General features: G+C 72.9%; 17 protein-coding genes. 7 read left to right on the forward strand and 10 right to left on the reverse strand.

Annotated features, from left to right (window positions below; all coding sequences use genetic code 11):
- Positions 1 to 101 precede the first annotated feature (101 nt).
- Both uvrA and ACGFK0_RS15460 read right to left on the reverse strand, forming a co-directional pair.
- Entirely contained in the window at positions 102 to 2,939 is a 2,838-nt protein-coding gene (uvrA, locus tag ACGFK0_RS15455) for an excinuclease ABC subunit UvrA (protein WP_392905036.1), read from the reverse strand.
- Between the two features lie 238 nt (positions 2,940 to 3,177).
- Positions 3,178 to 3,969 (reverse strand): MBL fold metallo-hydrolase, encoded by a 792-nt coding sequence (locus ACGFK0_RS15460; protein WP_392905038.1) that lies wholly within the window; start codon positions 3,967 to 3,969, stop codon positions 3,178 to 3,180.
- A gap of 71 nt (positions 3,970 to 4,040) precedes the next feature.
- On the opposite strand from ACGFK0_RS15460, the gene ACGFK0_RS15465 reads away from it, so the two are divergent.
- Positions 4,041 to 4,787, forward strand: a complete 747-nt coding sequence (locus ACGFK0_RS15465; protein ID WP_392905041.1) for a maleylpyruvate isomerase family mycothiol-dependent enzyme — start codon at positions 4,041 to 4,043, stop codon at positions 4,785 to 4,787.
- A 44-nt stretch (positions 4,788 to 4,831) separates the two neighbouring features.
- On the opposite strand, the gene ACGFK0_RS15470 is transcribed toward ACGFK0_RS15465, so the two are convergent.
- From ACGFK0_RS15470 to ACGFK0_RS15480, 3 genes are all read right to left on the reverse strand, one after another.
- Positions 4,832 to 5,554 (reverse strand): Crp/Fnr family transcriptional regulator, encoded by a 723-nt coding sequence (locus ACGFK0_RS15470; RefSeq protein WP_392905043.1) that lies wholly within the window; start codon positions 5,552 to 5,554, stop codon positions 4,832 to 4,834.
- A 157-nt stretch (positions 5,555 to 5,711) separates the two neighbouring features.
- Positions 5,712 to 9,566: a tetratricopeptide repeat protein gene (locus tag ACGFK0_RS15475; RefSeq protein ID WP_392905046.1), complete on the reverse strand. Its 3,855-nt coding sequence runs from the start codon at positions 9,564 to 9,566 to the stop codon at positions 5,712 to 5,714.
- A gap of 5 nt (positions 9,567 to 9,571) precedes the next feature.
- Positions 9,572 to 10,063, reverse strand: a complete 492-nt coding sequence (locus ACGFK0_RS15480) for a hypothetical protein (RefSeq protein WP_392905048.1) — start codon at positions 10,061 to 10,063, stop codon at positions 9,572 to 9,574.
- A 190-nt stretch (positions 10,064 to 10,253) separates the two neighbouring features.
- Between ACGFK0_RS15480 and ACGFK0_RS15485 the strand changes: the two genes are divergently transcribed.
- From ACGFK0_RS15485 to ACGFK0_RS15500, 4 genes are all read left to right on the forward strand, one after another.
- Complete coding sequence (locus tag ACGFK0_RS15485; RefSeq protein ID WP_392905050.1) at positions 10,254 to 10,919, forward strand: MBL fold metallo-hydrolase; 666 nt, start codon at positions 10,254 to 10,256, stop codon at positions 10,917 to 10,919.
- A 99-nt stretch (positions 10,920 to 11,018) separates the two neighbouring features.
- Positions 11,019 to 11,594 (forward strand): ATP-binding protein, encoded by a 576-nt coding sequence (locus ACGFK0_RS15490; RefSeq protein WP_392905053.1) that lies wholly within the window; start codon positions 11,019 to 11,021, stop codon positions 11,592 to 11,594.
- Positions 11,595 to 11,720: 126 nt separating this feature from the next.
- Positions 11,721 to 12,806 (forward strand): S-(hydroxymethyl)mycothiol dehydrogenase, encoded by a 1,086-nt coding sequence (locus ACGFK0_RS15495; protein ID WP_392905055.1) that lies wholly within the window; start codon positions 11,721 to 11,723, stop codon positions 12,804 to 12,806.
- Positions 12,803 to 13,435, forward strand: coding sequence for an MBL fold metallo-hydrolase (locus ACGFK0_RS15500; protein WP_392905148.1), 633 nt, complete (start codon positions 12,803 to 12,805; stop codon positions 13,433 to 13,435). Before ACGFK0_RS15495 ends, ACGFK0_RS15500 begins: the two co-directional genes overlap by 4 nt.
- 2 nt (positions 13,436 to 13,437) lie before the next feature.
- Here the strand turns inward: ACGFK0_RS15500 and ACGFK0_RS15505 are convergent, their stop codons facing one another.
- The gene (locus tag ACGFK0_RS15505) at positions 13,438 to 15,030 is read right to left on the reverse strand and encodes an adenylate/guanylate cyclase domain-containing protein (RefSeq protein ID WP_392905058.1); all 1,593 of its coding nucleotides are present in this window, start codon (positions 15,028 to 15,030) and stop codon (positions 13,438 to 13,440) included.
- 114 nt (positions 15,031 to 15,144) lie between these two features.
- On the opposite strand from ACGFK0_RS15505, the gene ACGFK0_RS15510 reads away from it, so the two are divergent.
- Positions 15,145 to 16,524, forward strand: a complete 1,380-nt coding sequence (locus tag ACGFK0_RS15510) for an MFS transporter (protein WP_392905060.1) — start codon at positions 15,145 to 15,147, stop codon at positions 16,522 to 16,524.
- Here the strand turns inward: ACGFK0_RS15510 and ACGFK0_RS15515 are convergent.
- The 3 genes from ACGFK0_RS15515 to ACGFK0_RS15525 are packed head-to-tail and all read right to left on the reverse strand — an operon-like array spanning position 16,517 to position 19,240.
- Positions 16,517 to 17,914, reverse strand: coding sequence for a VWA domain-containing protein (locus tag ACGFK0_RS15515; RefSeq protein ID WP_392905062.1), 1,398 nt, complete (start codon positions 17,912 to 17,914; stop codon positions 16,517 to 16,519). The genes ACGFK0_RS15510 and ACGFK0_RS15515 overlap by 8 nt on opposite strands.
- Positions 17,915 to 17,930: 16 nt before the next feature.
- Positions 17,931 to 18,800 carry an AAA family ATPase gene (locus ACGFK0_RS15520; RefSeq protein ID WP_392905151.1) on the reverse strand — a complete coding sequence of 290 codons (870 nt, stop codon included), beginning with the start codon at positions 18,798 to 18,800 and terminating at the stop codon, positions 17,931 to 17,933.
- A 5-nt stretch (positions 18,801 to 18,805) separates the two neighbouring features.
- A complete protein-coding gene (locus tag ACGFK0_RS15525; protein ID WP_392905065.1) occupies positions 18,806 to 19,240 on the reverse strand; it encodes a hypothetical protein in 435 nt (144 codons plus the stop codon).
- A gap of 152 nt (positions 19,241 to 19,392) precedes the next feature.
- Between ACGFK0_RS15525 and ACGFK0_RS15530 the strand changes: the two genes are divergently transcribed.
- Positions 19,393 to 19,734 carry a hypothetical protein gene (locus ACGFK0_RS15530; protein WP_392905067.1) on the forward strand — a complete coding sequence of 114 codons (342 nt, stop codon included), beginning with the start codon at positions 19,393 to 19,395 and terminating at the stop codon, positions 19,732 to 19,734.
- Positions 19,735 to 19,786: 52 nt separating this feature from the next.
- On the opposite strand, the gene ACGFK0_RS15535 is transcribed toward ACGFK0_RS15530, so the two are convergent.
- Positions 19,787 to 21,982 (reverse strand): acyl-CoA dehydrogenase, encoded by a 2,196-nt coding sequence (locus tag ACGFK0_RS15535; protein ID WP_392905070.1) that lies wholly within the window; start codon positions 21,980 to 21,982, stop codon positions 19,787 to 19,789.
- Positions 21,983 to 22,056 lie beyond the last annotated feature (74 nt).

The following is a 22,056-nucleotide window of genomic DNA, read 5'->3' on the forward strand; positions in this document are numbered from 1 at the left end:
CCTTCGCCGAGAGCCACGGCGAGCGGCGCCGCCCACGGCGCGCGGCGGCGCGGACGGCGCGCGGCGGCGCGGACGCGGGGTTCAGCGAACCCGGGACGGCCTCACTTGAGGATCTTGGCGAGGAACTGGCCGGTGTGGCTGGCGTCGACCTCGGCGACGTCCTCGGGGGTGCCGGTGGCGACGATGGTGCCGCCGCGGGAGCCGCCCTCGGGGCCCATGTCGATGATCCAGTCGGCGGTCTTGATGACGTCCAGGTTGTGCTCGATGATGATCACCGTGTTGCCCTTGTCGACCAGGCCGTTCAGGACGCCGAGGAGTTTGCGGATGTCCTCGAAGTGCAGGCCGGTGGTCGGCTCGTCCAGCACGTAGACGGTACGCCCGGTGGAGCGCTTCTGCAGCTCGGACGCCAGCTTGACGCGCTGCGCCTCCCCGCCGGACAGGGTGGGGGCCGGCTGGCCGAGCCGGACGTAGCCGAGGCCGACGTCGTTGAGCGTCTTCAGATGCCGGTGGATCGCCTTGATCGGCTCGAAGAACCCGGTGGCCTGCTCGATCGGCATGTCGAGCACCTCGGAGATCGTCTTGCCCTTGTAGTGGACCTCCAGGGTCTCCCGGTTGTAGCGGGCGCCGTGGCAGACCTCGCACGGGACGTAGACGTCCGGCAGGAAGTTCATCTCGATCTTAATCGTGCCGTCGCCGGAGCAGTTCTCGCAGCGGCCGCCCTTGACGTTGAAGGAGAACCGGCCCGGCTGGTAGCCGCGGACCTTCGCCTCCGTCGTCTGCGCGAACAGCTTGCGGATGTGGTCGAACACACCCGTGTAGGTCGCCGGGTTGGAGCGCGGCGTGCGCCCGATCGGCGACTGGTCGACGTGCACGACCTTGTCGAGCTGGTCGACGCCGTTGACGCGCTTGTGCTTGCCCGGGACGAGCTTGGCCCCGTTCAGCTTCTTGGCCAGCGAGCTGTACAGGATGTCGTTGACCAGCGTCGACTTGCCCGACCCGGACACCCCGGTCACGGCGGTGAGGACGCCGAGCGGGAACGCCGCGTCCACGTCGCGGAGGTTGTTCTGCTGCGCGCCCTTCACGGTGATCTCGCGGCCCCGCGTGCGGGGGCGGCGGATCTCCGGGACGGCGATCTCGCGGCGCCCGTCCAGGTAGGCGCCGGTCAGGGAGCGGTCGGACTTCTTCAAGTCCTCGATGGTGCCGGACACGACGATCTCGCCGCCGTGCTCACCGGCGCGGGGGCCGATGTCGACGATCCAGTCGGCGGCGGCGATGGTGTCCTCGTCGTGCTCGACGACGATCAGGGTGTTGCCCATGTCGCGCAGCCGGAGCAGCGTCTCCAGCAGCCGGTGGTTGTCGCGCTGGTGCAGGCCGATCGACGGCTCGTCCAGCACGTACAGGACGCCGACCAGCCCGGAGCCGATCTGCGTCGCCAGCCGGATGCGCTGCGCCTCCCCGCCGGCGAGGGTCGCCGACCCCCGGTCGAGGGTCAGGTAGTCGAGGCCGACGTCCAGCAGGAACCCGAGCCGGGCGTTGATCTCCTTGAGGACGCGTTCGGCGATGTGCGTCTCGCGGTCGCTCAGCTCCATCGCCAGCAGGAACTTCGCGGCCTCTCCGATCGGCATCGCGGCGACCTCGGCGATCGACATCCCGCCCATGGTGACGGCGAGCACGACCGGCTTGAGCCGCGCGCCGTCGCACGTCGGGCACGGGATCTCCCGCATGTAGCCCTCGAACTTCTCCCTGCTGGTGTCGCTCTCGGACTCGGCGTGCCGCCGCTGGATGTAGGGGATCACGCCTTCGTAGGCGGTGTAGTACGACCTCGTCCGGCCGTAACGGTTCTTGTAGCGCACGTGAACCTGGGTCTCGTGCCCGTTCAGGATCGCCTTGCGCGCTTTGGCGGGCAGCTTCTCCCACGGCGTGTTGAGGTCGAAGCCCATCGCGTCGCCGAGCGCGGACAGCAGGCGCAGGAAGTAGTCGCTCACGTGCCCGTTCGACCACGGCTGGATCGCGCCCTCGCCGAGCGTCAGCTCCTCGTCGGGGACGATGAGCTCCGGGTCGACCTCCATGCGCGTCCCGAGACCGGTGCAGTCGGGGCACGCGCCGTAGGGCGAGTTGAACGAGAACGACCGCGGCTCCAGCTCCTCGAACGACAGGTCGTCGTAGGGGCAGTACAGATGCTCGGAGTACATCCGCGTGCGGTTCTCGTCGCCTTCCGGCATGTCGACGAAGTCGAGGACGATCGTGCCGCCCGCGAGGCCCAGCGCCGTCTCCACCGAGTCGGCGAGCCGCTGGCGCGCGGTGTCCTTCACCGAGAGCCGGTCGACCACGATCGCGATGTCGTGCTTCTCCTGCTTCTTCAGCTTGGGCGGCTCGTCCAGCCGGATCGTCCGCCCGTCCACGATCGCCCGCGAGTACCCCTTGGACTGCAGCTCGCGGAAGAGCTCCAGATACTCGCCCTTGCGGCCGCGGATCACCGGTGCGAGCACCTGGAACCGGGTGCCCGGCTCCAGCTCCAGCACCCGGTCGACGATCTGCTGCGGCGCCTGCCGGCTGATCGGCCGGCCGCACTCGGGGCAGTGCGGATGCCCGATCCGCGCGTACAGCAGCCGCAGGTAGTCGTACACCTCGGTGATCGTCCCGACCGTCGACCGAGGGTTCTTGCTGGTCGACTTCTGGTCGATCGACACCGCCGGGGACAGGCCCTCGATGAAGTCGACGTCGGGCTTGTCCATCTGCCCGAGGAACTGGCGCGCGTAGGCCGACAGCGACTCGACGTACCGGCGCTGCCCCTCCGCGAAGATCGTGTCGAACGCCAGGCTGGACTTCCCGGAACCCGACAGACCGGTGAACACGATCATGGAGTCCCGAGGGAGGTCGAGCGAGACGTCCTTCAGGTTGTGCTCGCGTGCTCCACGCACGATGAGTCGGTCATGCACGGTGTTCTTCCGGTTCCTCTTCTGGGCGCGACCGCCGGGAGAGACAGGTCGGTCTCAAGGCTAGCCAGGGGGTGCGACAGAATCCCCCGAGTCCATCAACGGCGGCGGCCGCCGCCGCATTTCATGACCCTCCCCGGAGGGCCCGGACGGCACTACCGCACCGTACACGTGTTCGAACGCCCCCCGCCACCAGAACACCCCTCGGCGGCGCCGATCGGGAATGGGGCGCCGGCCCGGGTCACTCGTCGTCCAGGGCGTGGGAGAGGTAGCGGTCGGCGGAGCGGCGGACGGCGTTCTTGCCGTCGGTGTAGACGATCTTCTTCCACCATGCGCCGTAGACGCGGTCGAACTCGTAGGGCTCCAGCAGGCGCAGGGCGCGGCGGACCGTGCGGGGGCGTTCCGGGATGAAGTTCGGATAGCTGTACATGAAGCTGACCCAGTCGCGGTCGTTGACGACCTGCAGGATGTCGCCGGAGAACACGGCGCGGGCGTCCCGCCAGTGCAGGACCTGGCCGCCGTCGAAGTGCACGCCCGCGTTGACGAGCGTGAGGCCGTCGGCCAGTTCGTGGGTGTCGCCGGACCAGAAGACCACCGCGTCGTCCGGGCGGGCCACCCAGCGGCGGTCGGCCTCGTGGATGAGGACGGGGGCGCCGAACGCGTGCGCCCACTCGATCATGGTGCCGTAGTAGTGCGGGTGGCTGATCGCGATCGCGGAGATGCCGCCCAGGTCGTCCACCTGGCGGACCAGGTCGTCGTCGATGTGGGTGATCATGTCCCAGAGGACGTTGCCGGACGGGGCGCGCAGCAGCAGGGCGCGCTGGCCGATGGCGATGGCCGGCTCGGTGCCGATGCCGATGACGCCGGGGCCCTCCTCGGCGATCCGGCACCGGTGATCGGTGCGCAGTTCCTCCAGGGTCGTCCATCTCTGACCGTCCCAGCCGACGTACTGGCGCTCGTCCTCGCAGATCGGGCAGTCGGGGCGGGGCCCGGCGTACTGGACGCCGCAGGTCACGCAGATCGGAAGTTCCATGATCGCCATTGTGTGGCATGGGGAGGGGCCGTGCGAAAGGATGGAGGCACTTTTGGTCTAGGAGGCGCGCAATGGACTGGCGAGAAGTGATCGATGAGCTTGATTCCGGCGTGGAGAGCATCGTCCGGACATTGTCGAAACTCGGCGACGAGGATCTGCGCGCGGCGTCGGCGCTGCCCGGGTGGAGTCGCGGGCATGTGGCCACCCATATTGCCCGTAATGCCGACTCCCTGTGGAATCTGCTCGAATGGGCGCGGACGGGCGTGGAAATCCCGCAGTACCCCAGCCTGGACGCCCGCAACGCCGCGCTGGAAGAGGGCGCCGGACGCAGCCGGGACGAGCTGGTCGAGGACGTCCGCGCGACGGGCGCGCGGTTCGCCGAGCAGGCGAGGACGCTGCCCGAAGAGGCCTGGAACGCTCCCGTGAAGGCGATGGGGGGCTGGTCCCACCCGGCCTGGTACACCGTTCACCGCCGCTGGAACGAGGTGGAGGCGCATCACGTCGACCTCGCGGCCGGGTACGGGCCCGCCGACTGGCCCGAGCCCTATGTCCGGTGGTCGCTGGGCGCCACGCTGGCGGACATGGCCGCGCTCCCGGAGAGGCTCCGCGGTGAACTCGGCGGGCTCCGGATCACCGCGACGGACTCCGGCGAGTCCGCCGGCCTCGGGTGGACGCCGGGCGGCCCGGAGGCGTCCGGGTCCGGGCGGGCGCTGCTCGGCTGGCTGAGCGGCCGCACGGACGGCGCCGGCGTGAGCATCCGCCCGGACGGCCGGCTGCCGGTGCCGCCGCCCTGGCCGCACCGGCCCGCCGGCTTCTGACGCATCTCCGAGGGACGCCCCCGGGCCCGCCGTCGAGGGCGCGGTCAGTCGGAGTCGTGGCCCGCCAGGCGGTGCAGGGCGTCGACGGAGCGGACGACGATGGTGTTGCGGGCGACGGTGAGGCCGCCGCGGACGGGGTCGGTGGCGAGGATCTGCGCGACCTTGCGGCGGCCCATGCCGGCCCACCGTCCGAGGTCCTGCTGGGTGACGGGGATCTGCACCTGGACGCCGCCGTCCTCGGCCACCTCGTCCGGCCCCGCGGTGACGCCGTCCGGGCGCTCCTGTTTGACGGGCGATCCGAAGCGCGACACCAGGCGCAGCAGCCGGGTCGCGAGGCGGCGTTCGGGGTCGTCGGGGAAGTGGGCGACGCGCAGCTCGTTGGCGTCGCGCAGCCGCTCGGCGAGGACGGCGGCGACGGCCCAGGCCGAGCCGGGGTGGTCGTCGAGGACGGCGCGGAACCGCGCGGCGGGCAGCACGAAAGCCTCCACGCGGGTGAGCGCCTCGACGTTGGCGTGCCGGACGCCGCCGTCCACCGCCTCCAGCTCGCCGACGAGGTCGCCGCGGCCGAGGACGTCGAGGATGGCGACCTCGCCGTCCCGGTCGACCCAGACCTTCACCGCCCCGGCGCGCAGGACGAAGACCTGGGACGCGCGGGTGTGCTCGCGCGTCAGGTAGGCGCCCGGCCGGATCACCACCGGGGCGCCCGCCTCCCGCAGCGCCTCGCGGGCGCGTTCGGGCAGCGCGTCCCAGAACGGTGCGGTCTCCATCTCGCCTCCTCCGCCGAACCCGGGCCGGGGCACGGTCCCTCATGATCATTTATTTCATGATCCGTTGCCTCGCAGTCCAGTGAACGCGGCGCTGCGCCGATGGACCATGCCCTTTGTCACACGCCGGGCATCCTGTGTCGCACCTCGGCGTCTTCTGTCACATGTCGAGCGACCCGTCTGATTCGAGCCAGCTGTCCAGGGCGCGGACGCGGCGGACGCAGTCGGCCGCCGCAGCCTGGTCGCCCAGGGCGAGGTGGGAGTCGCGCAGCAGCTCCAGCGCGCGCCGCAGGCCCCGCTGGTCGTCCATGTCGCGGCGGATGCCGATCTCGGCGCTGACGTGCTCCACCGCGCGGGCGTGCTTGCCGAGCAGCTGGGAGGCGCGGGCCATGGAGTGCAGCGCCGACGACTGCGCGCGGGTGTCGCCGAGTTCGGCGGCCAGGTCGTGGGCGCGCCGCCCGGTGTCCAGGGCCTCGTCGGCGCGGCCGAGGTCGAGGTGGATGGCGGCGAGGTGGACCAGGGCGGTGCCCTCGCTGTGGCGGTCGCCGACCTCGCCGAGAACCCGCAGCGCCTCCAGTTCGCGTTCCAGCGCCTCCTCGGGACGGCCGGCGCGGCGCAGCACGGCGGCGAGGGTGTCCATCCCGACGCCGAGGCCGTACCAGTCGCCGCCGGACCTGCGGATCTCCAGGGCCTGGCGTGCGGCGCGTTCGGCGTCCTCGGGCAGGCCGAGCCGCGAGTACGTGCGGGCCAGGCTGCCGAGCGTGCCCGCCATCCCGCCCTGCGCGCCGAGCTGGTGCCACAGGTCGAGGGCCTCCAGGCCGAGCACGAACGCCTCCTGGTGGCGGCCGAGGCGGCGCATGACGACCGTGAGGTTCTCCAGGTCGTGGGCCTCTCCGTGCTGGTCACCGATCTCGCGGCGGATCTCCAGGGCCCGCAGGAGATGTTCGCGCGCCTCCCGGTACCGGCCGAGCCGCGCATGGACGATCCCGATCTGCGCGAGCGTCTCGGCCTCGCCGTGCCGGTCGCTGGTGTCGCGGTGCAGGCGCAATGCCTGCCCGCAGAAGGTGAACGCCTCGGCGAACCTGGTGGCGTCGCACATCAGCCTGCCCAGCGTGGTGAGCGCGCGCGCCTCCCCGTGGCGTGCGCCCAGGGCACGGTACGTCTGGAGGGCCTGTTCGGCGTCCTGCTGTGCCATGTCGCGCAGGCCGAGCGTGGCGTTCATGCGCGCCAGCTCTGTCAGCGCCTGGGCGGCCCCGTACATGTCGGCCAGTTCCTGCCGGATGTAGAGGGCCTCCAGTGCGTGTGACACCGCTTCGTGGAAGTTCCCCTGGCGCCGGTGCACCTGCGCGATGGTGAGCAGCGTCTCCGCAACGCCGGGCTGGTCGCCTGTCCGGCGCCGTATGCCCAGCGCATGGGCGGCGTGCTCCAGCGCCTGCTCGTATTCGGCGAGGCCCAGAAGCGCGCGGGCGAGGGTGTCGTTCCCCTTGGCGACTCCCCCGTCGGCGCCCTCGTCCCGCAGTTCACCGTGGATCTCCAGGGAACGGCGCGCATGCTCGATCGCCGTCAGGTAGCGGCCCAGCGCCACGTGCACGTCGGCGAGGGTGGCGAGCGTCACGGCCTCCCCGTACCGGTCGGGCGGGTCGACCGCCCGGAACCCGCGCCGCGCGTCCTCCCCGTATCCGATGGCCTGGACGGAGTCGCCCACTTCGAAGTGGGCCATCGCCAGGTTGTGCAGCATGACGGCCGCCGCCGCCCAGTCCTCCTCGGTGCGGGCCGCGTGCAGGGCCACCTGGTGGACGGCGATGTTGTCCTCGCTGTAGCGCCGGAACTCCTGGAAGTCGAAGAGCGCGTCGGCGAGTTCCCAGCACGTCCGGTGCAGGCCGAGCCGGGCCGCCTGGTGGACGGCGGCGACGAGGTTGCGCCGCTCGGACTCCAGCCAGCCGAGCCCCGCCGCGCGTTCGGCGGTCGTCGCCGGGCGGCTCGGCGTCTCGGCGGGATGCACGTTGGGGCGGGGCCGTCCCGTCAGCACCGCCCCCGCCCTGCGCGCCTCGGCGAGGTACCCGGCCAGCAGCCGCCGCTGCGCCGCCAGCTGCTCCCCGTCGGAGTCCTCCCTCAGCCCCCGCTCCCGGGCGAAGTCGCGCAGCAGGTCGTGCATCCGGTAGCGGCCCGGCCCGACGTCCTGCACCAGGTACGCCTGCCGCAGGCCCTCCAGGCACTCGCGCGCCTCGTCCACCGTCCGGTCCTGCAGCGCGGCGAGGGCGGCCGGGGTGAAGTCGTGGCCGGCGACGAGGCCGAGCCTGCGGAACGCCTCCCGCTGGTCGTGGCGCAGGCTGCGGTAGGCGACATCGAACGTCGGGCTCATGACGGCCTGCAGCCCCGGCCCGGACGCGCCGTGCGCCGCGCCGTCGCCCAGCCCCGCGCCCGCCAGTCCCGGCCCGTACGGCGGCGCCGCCTCGGCGTCCCGCGCGGTGAGTTCCCGGACGGTCGCGGCGACGGACTCGCCGGGGTTCTCCGCCAGCCGCCCGGCCATGACGCCGAGCGCCAGCGGCAGATGCCCGCACTCGCGGGCCAGCCGCACGACCGCCTTGCGCTCGTCTCGGACGCGGGCGTCCCCCGGCCCGAGGACGTTCGAGATGAGATCCACCGCCTCCTGCGAGGCCATCTCGCGCAGTTCCAGCGTCCGGACGTCGGCGCCTTCGAGCAGCGCGGGCAGCCGCCGCCGGCTCGTCACGAGCACCAGCCCGGACGTCGCCGCCGCCAGCAGCGGCCTGATCTGCTCGGGCCGGGACGCGTTGTCGAGGATCAGCAGCATCCGCCGGTCGGCCAGCATCGACCGGCACTGCGCGGCCAGTTCCCCCTCGGTCCGCGGAAGCTGGTCGCCGGGCACGCCCGCCGCGCGCAGCACCTGCCCCATCGCCTCCGCCGGCGTGACGGGGCTGCGCCGCGTGCCGCGCAGGTCGGCGAACAGGACGCCGTCGGGGAACCGGTCGACGACCCGGTGCGCCCAGTGCAGCGCCAGCGTCGTCTTGCCGACGCCCGCCATCCCCTGGACGAGCACGGCGCGCGGCCATTCGGACTGGCCGACCAGCAGGTCCAGCTTGCCGAGGCTGACCGTCCGGCCGGCGAAGAACGGGTTGTCGGCGGGCAGCCGGACCTGGGGCGCCCCGCCGCCCTCCAGGCGCACCGGCTCACGCGCCGCGATCACGGCGTCCGCGTCGGGTTCGGGGCGCGGCGGAGCCTCCCGCTCCGGGTCCGGCCACTCGTCCCCCCACGGGCTGGCGGCCCGGCGCAGGCGCTCGGTGTCCAGGACGGTCAGCGGGCGCGGCCTGCTGTCGAGGATCCCCTTGGCCCGCCACAGCCGGAACCACCGCACCAGCGTCTCGCGCGAGATGCCCGCCCAGTTCGCCAGCTCCGCCTGGCTGAGCTTCAGCGGGATCCGCGTCCCCTGCCCGGCGACGGGCTCGCCGAACCGGTGGGCGAGTTCCAGCAGGTGGTAGGCGAGCCGCTGCGGATGGTCGGCCGCCCGCACCGCGTGCCGGCGGCCGCCGAACGTGACGGTCTGGGAGATCGCGTGCATCATCGCCTCGGCGACCTGGGGGCTGGCCGCCAGGAGGCTGCGGAACTTGCGGCGGTCCACCCGCAGCGCCGCGACGTGGTCGAGCGCGGCGACGGTGCCGCGCTGCGGATGCCCCCACGGGCCGAGGACGCCGACCAGGTCGCCCGCCCCGAACAGGTCGATGATCGACTCGTCGCCCTCGCTGGAGTCCACGAACTCCTTGGCCACCGCGTTGCTCGCCGCGCGGGGGGACGCCTTGAACACCACGTACACGGCCGGTGCGACCGACCCCTGGTGGCACAGCATCCCGCCGGGCGGGATGTCGGTGCGCCGGCCCATGGCGCGCAGGGCCTGCCGGTCGGAGGGGGCCAGCCGCTCCCAGAAGCTGCCCGGCCGGACGTCCAGGGGGTGCCGAGGGGTGCGGGGGGCCGCCTGCCCACCGGGGACATCGTCGATCAAAGGGGTCAGCCTCCAGCCATCGCCGCCGCCAGCGTCCAGAACAGGAACAGCACCGAGGTCGTCGCGGCCCATGCGACGGCCTGCCAGGACAGTTCGCCGCAGCGGTGCGCCGCCGACAGCAGCCGCCGCAGCTCCACGTCGCGGATGCGGTCGTCCAGCGCGACCGCCGACCCGAACGGCGTCCACGGCACCCCGGGGTCGATGGGCGAGCCGGTCCGGCCGCGCACCTCCGCGAGCACCGACACCAGCGTCCGGCGCGACCGGACCGCGTAGGCGGCCGAGATCGCGAACGATCCGGCCAGCACGGGCAGCAGCGCCAGCGCGGCGAGGCCGGGCATGCCGGCCGCCAGCCGGGACACGATCCCGACCAGCACGAGGGCGAGGAACACCGCGGCGACGGCGGAGTCCCGGCCGCACAGCCGGACCAGTGTGCAGGCGTGCCCGAGAAGGTCCTCGGGCTTCTCCCTGTCGGGTCCGGGACGGAATGCGGTTACCAAGGTTCACCGTCCTCCCGCTTCGATCCTGATCTTCCATTGACCATGATGCGCTGGCAAGACGGATATTTCCGTCCGCCCGCGCACGGTTCGGCTGCGTCTGGTGACTCATTTCCATCAGGTGGCCGGGACGGCGCGGAACCCGGGCGCCGATGGTGGAGGATGGGGCTTCGCACCACCGACGGGAGGACGCATGACCTACACGGGAAACGTCGAGACCGGCGGCCGTCCCGACGTCCGGGAGCTGCCGGGGCTGACGGTCACGAAAGTGGCGGTCGGCCCGTACGACAACAACGCCTACATCCTGCGCTGCACCGCCACCGGCGAGCGGCTGCTCATCGACGCGGCCAACGAGGCGCCCCGGCTGCTGGAGCTGATCGGGGACGCTCCCCTGGCCCGCATCGTCACCACGCACCGCCACCAGGACCACTGGATGGCGCTGAGCGAGGTGGTCCGCGCCACCGGCGCCCCGGTCGTCGCGCACTCCCGCGACGCCGAGCCGCTGCCCGAACCGGTCGCCGAGCCCGTCGAGCACGGCGACACCGTCCGGGTGGGGCGGGCGTCCCTCGACGTCATCCACCTACGCGGCCACACGCCCGGCTCGATCGCGCTACTGTACGACGCGGGCGGCGAACTGACGGACCGCCCGCACCTGTTCACCGGCGACAGCCTGTTCCCCGGCGGCGTCGGCAACACCTGGGGCGACCCGACCCGCTTCAAGCAGCTGCTCTCCGACGTCGAGGAACGCGTTTTCGACCGGCTCCCGGACGCCACCTGGTTCTATCCGGGCCACGGCAAGGACTCGACACTGGGCCGCGAGCGTCCCGGACTCCCCGAATGGCGGGCCCGCGGCTGGTGATCCCGGTCCCCCGGCCGGAACAAGCGGTGGTGGGCGTTCGTTGCTTCAACCACACTTCGGGCCGATACCAGGAGACAGACAATCCACGAACTCCACCAGGTGGACCCGGGGCCCGCGCTGCGTTTCCCGGCGGGCTCCCTCGTGCTCGTCGCCGGCCTTCCGGGGGCCGGCAAGAGCACGCTGCTGAACCGCCTGTACGGGCTCGACGGTGACGAGACCGCGCCGGTGCCCGCCGGAAACGTCCTCATCATCGACTCGGGCCAGTCTCGCAACTGGTGGGCGCGGTCCCTGCGCCCCCTGCCGGTCCGGCTGCGCACCCCGCTCGTCCACGCCACCCACGTGTGGCGGATCGGCCGGGCCATCCTCACCGGGCACGGCGTCGTCGCGCACACCCGGGGCACCTGGCCGCACATCCTGCGCTGCTTCGCCTGGATGGCGCACCAGCGCGGTAACGACCTGCACCTGATCCTCATCGACGTCGACCCCGAGACGGCCCGCGCGGGGCAGTTCGCCCGCGGCCGCGTCGTCACGTCCGTCACGTTCGCCCGCCACTGCCGCCGCTGGCGCCCCCTCATCGCCCGCGCCCGCGGCGGCGACCCCCTCCCGCCCGCCGCCGGCGTCACGATCCTCGACCGCGACGCCGCCGACAAACTCCAGGCCATCCACTTCACCTGAGCGCCGGCGGCGCCCCGCCCCGTTTCCGTGCCCGCGCGGGTTCCGGACGGCGGAAGCGATGGGGGATGCCGGCCGGGGAGGGATATATAGGGTCGGAGGAAGATCCAGATCAGGAGAGGCGGCAGCATGGCGCAGCAGGTACGCGGGGTCATCGCACCGGGCAAGGGGCAGCCGGTGCGGATCGAGACGATCACCGTTCCCGATCCCGGGCCCGGGGAGGCGGTCGTCGACGTCCAGGCGTGCGGGGTGTGCCACACCGACCTGCACTACCGCGAGGGCGGGATCAACGACGAGTTCCCGTTCCTGCTCGGGCACGAGGCCGCCGGGGTGGTCGAGTCGGTGGGCGACGGGGTGACGGAGGTCGCGCCGGGCGACTTCGTGATCCTGAACTGGCGGGCGGTGTGCGGGCAGTGCCGGGCGTGCCTGCGCGGGCGCCCCTGGTACTGCTTCGACACGCACAACGCCGCGCAGAAGATGACCCTTGAGGACGGCACGGAACTGTCGCCCGCGCTGGGCATCGGTGCGTTCGCCGACAAGACGCTGGTGGCGGCGGGGCAGTGCACCAAGGTCGACCCGGCGGCCAAGCCGGAGGTGGCGGGGCTGCTGGGGTGCGGCGTCATGGCGGGGCTCGGCGCGGCGATCAACACCGGCGGGGCCGGGCGGGGCGACTCCGTCGCGGTCATCGGGTGCGGCGGCGTCGGCGCCGCGGCGGTGCTCGGGGCTCGGCTGGCGGGCGCCTCGAAGATCATCGCGGTGGACCTGGACGAGCGGAAGCTGACCACGGCGTCCGCGCTCGGCGCGACGCACACCGTGAACGGCAAAGACAGGGACGTCGTCGAGACGGTGCGGGAGCTGACCGGCGGGAACGGCGCGGACCTCGTCATCGACGCGGTCGGCCGCCCGGAGACCTACGAGCAGGCGTTCTACGCCCGCGACCTCGCCGGGACGGTCGTGCTGGTGGGGGTCCCGACACCCGAGATGAAGCTGGAGCTGCCGCTGCTGGACATGTTCGGGCGCGGCGGCTCGCTGAAGTCGTCCTGGTACGGCGACTGCCTGCCCTCCCGGGACTTCCCGATGCTCATCGACCTGTACCTGCAGGGCCGCCTGGACCTGGACGCGTTCGTGTCCGAGACGATCGAGCTGGACGGCGTGGAGGCCGCGTTCGAGAAGATGCACCACGGCGACGTGCTGCGCTCGGTGGTGATCCTCTGATGGCGGCGCGGATCGACCACATCGTGACGTCGGGGACGTTCTCGCTGGACGGCGGGACGTGGGACGTCGACAACAACGTCTGGATCGTCGGCGACGACAGCGAGGCGATCGTCATCGACGCCGCACACGACGCTGACGCGATCGCCGGCGCGCTCGGCGGGCGGCGGCTCGTGGCGATCGTGTCCACGCACGGCCACGACGATCACATCGACGCGGCGCCGGCGCTGAAGGCCCGCACCGGCGCGCCCGTCCTGCTGCACCCGGACGACCTGATGCTGTGGAAGCAGAGGCACCCGGGCGCGAGTCCTGACGGCGACCTGTCCGACGGGCAGGTCATCACCGTCGCGGGCACCGATCTGACCGTCCTGCACACGCCCGGCCACAGCCCCGGGGCGGTGTGCCTGCACGCGCCCGGCCTGGGCACGGTGTTCTCCGGCGACACGCTGTTCAGCGGCGGGCCGGGCGCGACGGGGCGGTCGTTCTCCGACTTCCCGACGATCATCACCTCGATCCGCGAGCGGCTGCTGACGCTGCCCGCCGAGACCGAGGTCCGGACGGGGCACGGCGACTCCACCACGATCGGCGCGGAGGCCCCGCAACTGGACGAGTGGATCGCCCGCGGCCACTGACCTCAGGTCGCGGCGCGTCCGGCCGGGCGGGGTGAGGCGAGCCGGGTGGGGCGGGTGCGGCCGCGGAGGGTGACCTCGTCTCCGAGGGTCCAGTGCGCCGCCTCGTCCGGCCCGGCGCGGGCGACGAGGGAGCCGGCCGCCAGCACCCGCTCGTCGTAGGTCTTGGCGAGGTCGGTGAGGCGGGCGGCCTCGTTCACGGGGTCGCCGATGACGGTGTACTCGAAGCGTTCCTCGGCGCCGATGTGCCCGGCCACGGCCTCCCCGGCGGAGACGCCGACGGCCGCCCGCAGGCCGGGGACGTCGTCGCGCAGCCGGCGGGCCAGCTCGCGGGCGGCGGCGAGGGCGCGGCCGTGGGCGCCGTCCAGGTCGAGGGGCGCGCCGAAGATCGCCAGTGCGGCGTCGCCCTCGAACTTGTTGATCCAGCCGCCGTGCGCGCCGACCACCTCGACGACCACGGCGAAGAAGTCGTTCAGCAGCCCGACGACCTCGGCGGGCGGGCGGTCGGCGGCCAGCCGGGTGGAGCCGATGAGGTCCACGAAGATCACCGCGACCTCGCGGAGCTCGCCGCCGAGGTCGATGCCGCGTTCGACGGCGACGCGGGCGACGTCCTCGCCGACCTGGCGGCCGAACAGGTCCTGGAGCCGCTCGTGCTCGCGCAGCCCGGCGGCCATGTGGTTGAAGCCGGCCTGCAGGAGGCCGACCTCGCTGCCGTCGTAGACGGGCACCTCGACGTCCAGGTCGCCGCGTTCCACCCGGGCGAGGCCGAGCCGCACCGACTCGACCGGGTCGGCGATGGCGCGGGCGGCGCCGTAGGTGACTCCGAGCCCGACGACGAGGGCGATGCCGCCGAGGGCGAGAACGGCCAGCGCGAAGTCCCGGACGGTGATCCTGGCGATGAGGAACGAGCCGACGGCCAGGGTGATCAGGCCGAGGATCGGGACGGCGGTGCCGAGCCCCCAGGCGAGGACCGACCGCGCGACGACGCCCGGCAGGCCGGTCCGGCGCGGCAGCTCGCTGTGCAGCGCCGTGGTGACCGCGCGCCGGAGCAGCCGCTCGGTCAGCAGGTAGACGACGGTGCAGGTGGTGAGTCCGCCGAGCAGGCTCGTCAGGCCGAGCTTGACGGCGAGCAGCGCGGAGAACGGGGCGTTGATGATCACCCAGCCGACCGTCCCGATGCCCCACAGGGTCAGGTGCAGGGCCATCAGCCGCAGCGGCCCGTACAGCAGCAGGGAGCGTTCGTGCCGGCCGGGTTCCTCGTGCCGTTCGACAAGGCGGCGGACGCGGCGGAAGAACCGTTCGCCGAGGACGAGGCCGAGGGGGACGGCGGCGGCGACGTAGGCGGTGAAGACGATCAGGTTGATCAGCTGCAGGCGTTCGGAGACGTCGCCGACCGGGTCGGGGACGACGACGGCGAAGGCGAGCACGACGAGCGCGCCGACCAGGTTCGCGAGGCCGGTGGCGATCGTCACCAGGACGCGGGCGCGGCGCGCGATCTGCGCGCGCGTGTCGTCCGGGCCGCCGTCGATGAGCCGCCACAGGGGGCCGAGCAGGATCCGCCTGGACCGCGGGGCAGGCGTCGCCTTTTCGGTCTCCATGAGCGTGCAGATTATCCGGTCATATCCACCTATCTCGCCGCGCGCGTGCGGGTGCTACCGTCGTCGGCCTGAGTTCATTCAAGAAACCCACCAGTTGAACCCCCTGGAGACTGCATGACGACCGTGGCGGCCTCCGGTACCGCACGCCGCGCGCCCGGTTCCGCGGCCGCGCTGGCGGTCCCCGCCGCCGCGACCCTGCTGGCCCTGATGAACTACACGGCGCCGATGGCGGCGCTGACCGACACGGCGCGCGGTCTGCACGCGGATCCGACGGCCCAGATCTGGCTCATGAGTTCGATCAGCCTCGGTCTGGCGGCGGCGCTGCTGGCCGTCGGCAGCCTCGCCGACGACCACGGGCGGCGGCGCGTGTTCCTGATCGGCGCCGGGACGCTCGCCGCGTCCAGCGTCGCCTGTGCCGTGGCGCCCAACGCGGCGGTCTTCGTCGCCGGACGGATCGTGCAGGGTGCCGCGAGCGCGGCACTGCTGGTGACCGGGCTCGGCATCATCGCCGCCTCGTTCGGTCCGGGGCCCCGCCGGGCGCACGCCACCGGGGTCTGGGGCGCGATGCTCGGACTCGGCGTCGCGGTCGGCCCGATCGCCTCCGCCGGGTTCGCCGAGGCCGGAGACTGGCGGCTCTGGTACTGGGCGGCGGCGCTGGGGTCGGTGCTGCTCGGCGTGGCGGCGCTCCGGCTGCGGGAGTCCCGGGCCGAACGGCCGCGCGGACTGGACCTGCCCGGCCTGCTCACCATGTGCCTGGGGGTGGGGGCCCTGGTCACGGCGATCACGTGGGGACGGCTGGGCTGGACGCGTCCGGTGGTCGCGGTGCTGTTCGCCGCGGCGGCCGTGCTGCTCGCCGCGTTCGCCGTGATCGAGACGCGGCGGCGGGAGCCGATGCTCGACCTCGCGCTGCTGCGGCGGCCCGCGTTCCTGCTGTCGATCTCGGGGGCGATGGTCACCGGGCTCGGAGTCATCGGGATCATGAGCTACCTGCCGACCATGATGACTCTGGTCATGGACATATCCCCGCTCGTGGCGGCCCTCGTCCTGGTGTTCTGGTCGGGGCTGTCGTTCCTCGCCTCGCTGCAGGCCCGCCGCCTGCCCGCCCGCCTGTCCGCCGGGCGGCTGCTCGGCGCCGGGCTCGCGCTCTGCGCCGCCGGGCAGTTCGCGATGCTGGGGATGGCCCCGCAGGACCACTGGGGGCGGCTCGTCCCCGGGCTGATCGTCGCCGGGCTGGGCGGCGGCCTCTCCAACGCGATGCTCGCCAGGCTGGCCGTCGACAGCGTCCCCGCCGACCGGGCGAGCATGGGGACGGGCGCCAACAACACCGCCCGCTATGTCGGCGCGTCGGTGGGCGTCGCGATCGTGGGCGCCATCGCCACCGGCGCCGGCACCGGCGTGTCCGACCTCGCCCACGGCACCAACGTGGCGATGTTCGTGTCCGCCGTCATCGCGCTGGCCGGCGCCGTCCTCGCCGTCGCGGTCCGCGTCAGGTGAGTTCCTCGATGAAGGCCGCCAACTGGGTCAGGTTGCGGCATTCGTACATGGGGACGAGCTCGCCGTAGCGGGACGCGGCGGAGTCGCCGGTGTCCCACTGGCCGCGCGGCTCCGGGTTGAGCCAGTAGGCGTGCCGGGTGCGGTCCACCAGGGAACGCAGCACCGGCAGGGACAGCTCACCGTAGTTGGAGCGGGCGTCGCCGAGGATCAGCAGGGACGTTTTGGGCGTGATGGCGTCGCGGTACCGGTCGTCGAACACCTTGATGGCGTGGCCGTAGTTGGAGCGGCCGGTGATCCAGACGAGGTCGGCCTCCGCGGCCAGCCGGGTCATCGCCTCCGCGACGTCCGCGCCCGGCGCGAAGAACCGGGTGATCTCGTCGGTGGTGTCGATGAACGCGAACGCGCGGACCTTGCTGAACTGCTCCCGCAGCGCGAACGTCAGCAGCAGCGTGAAGTGCGCGAACGACGACACCGAGTCGCTGGCGTCGCAGAGCACGACCAGCTCCGGCTTGTGCGGCCGGCGCGGCCGGTGGTGGGTGGTGAGCGGCACTCCCCCGCTGGCCAGGGACGCGCGGACCGTCCGGCGGAAGTCGAGCCGGCCGCGCCGGCCGCGCCGCTGCTTCTGCACGAGCCGGGACGCGAGCTTGCGCGCCAGCGGGTACACCTCGCGGCGCAGCGCCGCCAGATCGGCGCGGTTCGCGGCGGAGAAGTCGAGCCGTTCCAGCGGCGGGCGGACGGCGATGCGGGCGGTGCGTTCGACGCCGGTGTCCTCGGCGATGCGGCGCCGCACCTCGCCCGCGACGAGGTCCTCGAACCGGGCGATGCGGTCGCGGAACGTCCGGCGGGCGACCCGCTCGGCCATGCCGCCGCGTTCCCGCCCGGTCAGGACGGCGTTGAGCAGCCTGCTCATGAGCGTCTCGGGCGACATGGCGCGCATGACGCCGAAGGAGAACCACGACTCCTGTCCCGGCGTCTGGCCGTACTCGGCGACGGCCATGCGGGCGAACTGCCGCAGCGCGGCGTCGTCGCCGGACAGGAGGAGCTCCGCCAGCTCGCCGCGGCGGGCCTGCACCTCCGGGTCCAGGGCGGGCGGGACGGGGCGTCCGTCGTCGTCCAGCGTCCGGGCGGGGCGGTCCGGGTCCGGGTGCGCCCCCGCGCCGTCCCCGACCGCTCCGGGGAACCACAGGTCGAAGAGGGTGTCGAACGTCGGGCGGTGCTGGGGCCGCTTGACGAGTGTCGCCGCGTAGGCGGCGCGCAGCGATTCGCGGTCGAGCAGGTCGATGGCCTGCATGGCGCGGACCGCGTCCAGGCCCTCGGCGACCGACACCGGCATCCCGGCCCGCCGCAGCTCCGCGACGAACCCCGTGTGCCGGTCGATGAGTGAGGCCATGTCTGAAATCCCGGGGTCAGCCCCGCAGCCCCAGTTCCTTGACCGCGCGCTCCTGGTCGGTGACGTGCTTGAGGACGACGCCGAGGGTGCGGGCGACGGCGGCCTCGTCCAGCTCGTCCAGGCCGAGGGCGAGCAGGGTGCGCGCCCAGTCGACGGTCTCGGCGATCGACGGGGCCTTCTTGATCTCCAGGTCGCGCAGCGTGCCGACCGTGCGGACGAGCTGCTCGGCCAGCTCCGCCTCGATCCCCGGCACCTGCGCGAGGACGATGTCGCGTTCCCGTTCCGGCGCCGGATAGTCCAGGTGGAGGTAGAGGCAGCGGCGCTTGAGCGCCTCCGACAGCTCCCGCGCCGCGTTCGAGGTGATCACCACGAACGGGCGGCGGACGGCGTCGACCGTCCCCAGCTCGGGGATCGTGACCTGGAAGTCCGACAGGACCTCCAGCAGCATGCCCTCCACCTCGACGTCGGCCTTGTCGGCCTCGTCGATCAGCAGGACGGTCGGGCCGGTGCGGCGGATCGCCGCCAGCAGCGGCCGCTCCAGCAGGAACTCCTCGGAGAAGATGTCGTCGTGGGTCTCCTGCCAGGCCCGGTCGGACGGGGCGGCCTGGATCGCCAGGAGCTGCTTCTTGTAGTTGAACTCGTACAGCGCGCGGGCCTCGTCCAGCCCTTCGTAGCACTGCAGCCGGATCAGCTCGGCGTCCGTCGCGGCGGCGACGGCCTTGGCCAGCTCGGTCTTGCCGACCCCCGCGGGGCCCTCGACGAGCAGCGGCTTGCCGAGCGCCTGCGCGAGATACACCGTCGTGGCGATCGACTCGTCGGCGAGGTAGCGGACCCGCGCCAGCCTGCGGTCCACGTCGGCGGGGGACGCGAACGCCCCGTCCACGATGTCGGTCATCCCCTGCCCCTCTGTGCGCCGCGCTTCTGCGCGGCCGCCTTCTTGTACGTCTGGTTGGTGCCGGCGAACACGATCGATCTCTGGTCCTCGCTCAGGGCGACGCCCCAGTAGGACGCGGTCTTCGGGTCGCCGCCCTTCCAGGAGAAGCGGTACTTGCCGCCGCCCTCGGGGATGGCCGTCCCGCTCCAGAGCTTCTGCTTCTGCTTCACCCACACGCCCCTGCCGTCCGCCGCGAACTGGAAGTAGTCCCCGGCGGTGCCGACCCAGCGCCCGACGAGCGGTTTCATGTCGGAGGGCTTCACCACCGGGATCGGCGCGAGCGTGGTGGGCGGGGCGGACGAGGCCGTGCCCGCGGCCTCCCCCTCGCCGCCGCAGCCGGTGAGGGCGAGCGCGGCGGCGGCCGTGCAGGCGGCGAGGGCGGCGACTCTCACGAGGACCTCCGGGGCGATCTGGGGCGAAGCGGCAGTTTACCGGCGGTTCCGTTCTCGTCCCCGCCCAGACCTGCGGTGAGACCTGCGGGGTAGGCCGCGGTTGGCGCCGGTGGGTGAGGCGGCCGCGGCGCGCCGTTGCCTATAACCGAACCATGACGACCCCACGACTTCCCCGCGACGACCTCACGGCGGCGATGGCGGCCCGGCGCGAGCTGGGGCCCGACTACGACGAAGCCTTCATCGAGACGGTCGTCGACCGCATCCAGGAGGCCCTCGACGCCCGCACCACCGCGTCGCCCCGGCCCCGGTTCGGCCCGGTACCGGAGCCGGGGCGCGGCGGCCGCGATCACAGCCTCGCCATGGCGGTGCTGTCGCTGCTGGCCGCGATCCCGCTGAGCGCGATCGCGGTCGTCCACGCGGGCCTCCCGGGCCTGGTCACGGCCCTCGCCGCGATCGTCCTAGTGAACGTCACCTACACCCGCCGTCCTCGTTAGCCCAGGGGGCGACCCCTGGGACCCGCGGAGCGAGGTTCATGGCGTTCTCTGGTCACTTGCCCGGTTCGGGGTCGCGGGGGAGGCCGAGGAGGCGCTCGCCGATGATGTTGAGCTGCACCTCGGTGGTGCCGCCGTAGATCGTCATCGCGCGGCTGAACAGCATGGCGCGCGCCACGATGCCGCTCTCGGTCAGCGGCACCTCGGTGACGGCGGCCGTGCCCTGCGCGGACCAGCAGTAGTCGGCGACGTCCTGGTTGAACTGGACGCCGAGGAGCTTGCGGACGCTGGCCTCCGCGCCGGGCTCCACACCGTTCAGCTGCTTGAGCGTGGTGCGCAGGCCGAGCAGGTCGATGGACTGGCCCTGGGCGACGAGCTTGCCGACCTCGGCGGCGGCGACCGGGTCCAGCGTCCGCCGCTTGAAGAACTTCAGCAGCTCGGGGACGCCCATGCCGAGGCCGCCGCCGGTCGACAGCGACACCCGCTCGTTGGACAGCGTGTTCCGCGCGACCTGCCAGCCCTTGTTCACCTCGCCGACCACGCGGTCGTCGGGGACGAACACGCCGTCGAGGAACACCTCGTTGAAGATGGCCTCGCCGGTCAGCTCCTTGAGGGGCCGGACGTCGACGCCCTCGGACTTCATGTCGACCAGGAAGTAGGTGATGCCGTCGTGCTTGGCCGCGTCCGGGTCGGTGCGGGCGATGCAGAAGCCCCACTGGGCGTAGTGCGCGAGCGACGTCCAGATCTTCTGGCCGGTGAGCCTCCAGCCGCCCTCGACCCGCTCGGCCTTCATCGACAGCGACGCCAGGTCGGAGCCGGCGCCGGGCTCGGAGAACAGCTGGCACCACACGATCTGCCCGCGCAGCGTCGGGCGGAGGAACTTCTCCTTCTGCTCGTCGGTGCCGTACCGGACGAGGGACGGCACCAGCCAGGCGCCGATCCCCAGGTTCGGGGCCTTGACCTGGGCGGCCTTCAGCTCCTGCTGGATGAGGATCTGCTCGACCGGCCCGGCCTCGCGTCCCCACGGCTTCGGGAAGTGCGGGACGCTCCAGCCCTCGTCGCCCAGCTTGGCGTGCAGCGCCTCCTTGTCCTCGATGGCGGCCAGCCCGGCGACCTCGGCGCGGATGCGCTCGCGGAGCGGCTGGGCATCCTCGTCGAGTTCCAGGACGACCTCGCGGCGGCCGCCGTCCAGCGCGAGCGCCGCGACCTTGGCGGCCCAGTCCTTGGACGGGCCGAGCAGCGACCGCAGCGTCAGGGCGCGGCGCAGGTAGACGTGCGCGTCGTGCTCCCAGGTGAAGCCGATGCCGCCGAGGATCTGGATGGCGTCGCGGGCGGTCTGCACGCCCGCGTCGAGCGCGATGACGGCCGAGACCGCGGTGGCGAACCCGGCTTCCTCGGTGCCCTCGTCCAAGGCGCGGGCGGCGTCCCAGGCGGCGGCGCGGGCCTGCTCCAGCGCGATGAGGCTGCGCGCGGCCTTGTGCTTGACGCCCTGGAACTGCCCGATCGGGCGGCCGAACTGCTCGCGGACCTTGGCGTACTCGGCCGCGGTCGTCACGAGCCAGCCGGCGAGGCCCGCCGACTCGGCGCCGAACAGCGCCGCGGCGAGGTCCCGGACGCGGCCGGTGGTGAGGCCGTCCAGCACCCGGTCGGCGGCGACGGCGACGCCGGACACCTCGACGGACGCGACGCGGCGGACCTTGTCGAGGCTCACGACCGGCGTGACGGTGACATCGGCGGCGTCGACCGCGATCCACTGCTCGCCGTCGCCGTCCGCGACCGGCAGGACGATCACGTCGGCGAGCGCGCCGCCGAGGACCGTCGCGGACGTCCCCGACACCACGAACGAGTCGCCGTCGCGGCTGCCGGTCAGTTCCCCGTCGAGGGCGACGGCGGCCGTCCTGGACCCGTCGGCGAGGGCGGGCAGCAGCTCCGCGCGCACCTTGGCGTTGCTGGACGCGTTGACGACGGCGCTGGCGAGCACGGTCGGCAGGAACGGGCCGGGCGCGGCGGCGCGGCCCAGCTCCTCCAGCACGACCGACAGTTCCAGGAGGCCGTAGCCCTGGCCGCCGTGCTCCTCGTCCAGATGCAGGCCGAGCAGGCCCTGCTCGGCCAGGGCCGGCCAGAACCCGGGCCTGGTCTCCTCGTCCGCCTCCAGCGCGGCCCGGACGGCCGTCACCGGAATGTTGCGCTCGGCGAAGCCGCGCACCGAATCGGCGAGCGCCTCGTGCTCCTCGGTCAGCCCGATGGCCATGCGTGAACCCTCTCTCAGCCGCTTTTGACAACGATTCTAGAACAGGATTCGGTGCTGTGGTCCAGTGCTCGCGG

The organism is Spirillospora sp. NPDC048823 (assembly GCF_043198445.1).
Lineage (GTDB): Bacteria > Actinomycetota > Actinomycetes > Streptosporangiales > Streptosporangiaceae > Spirillospora.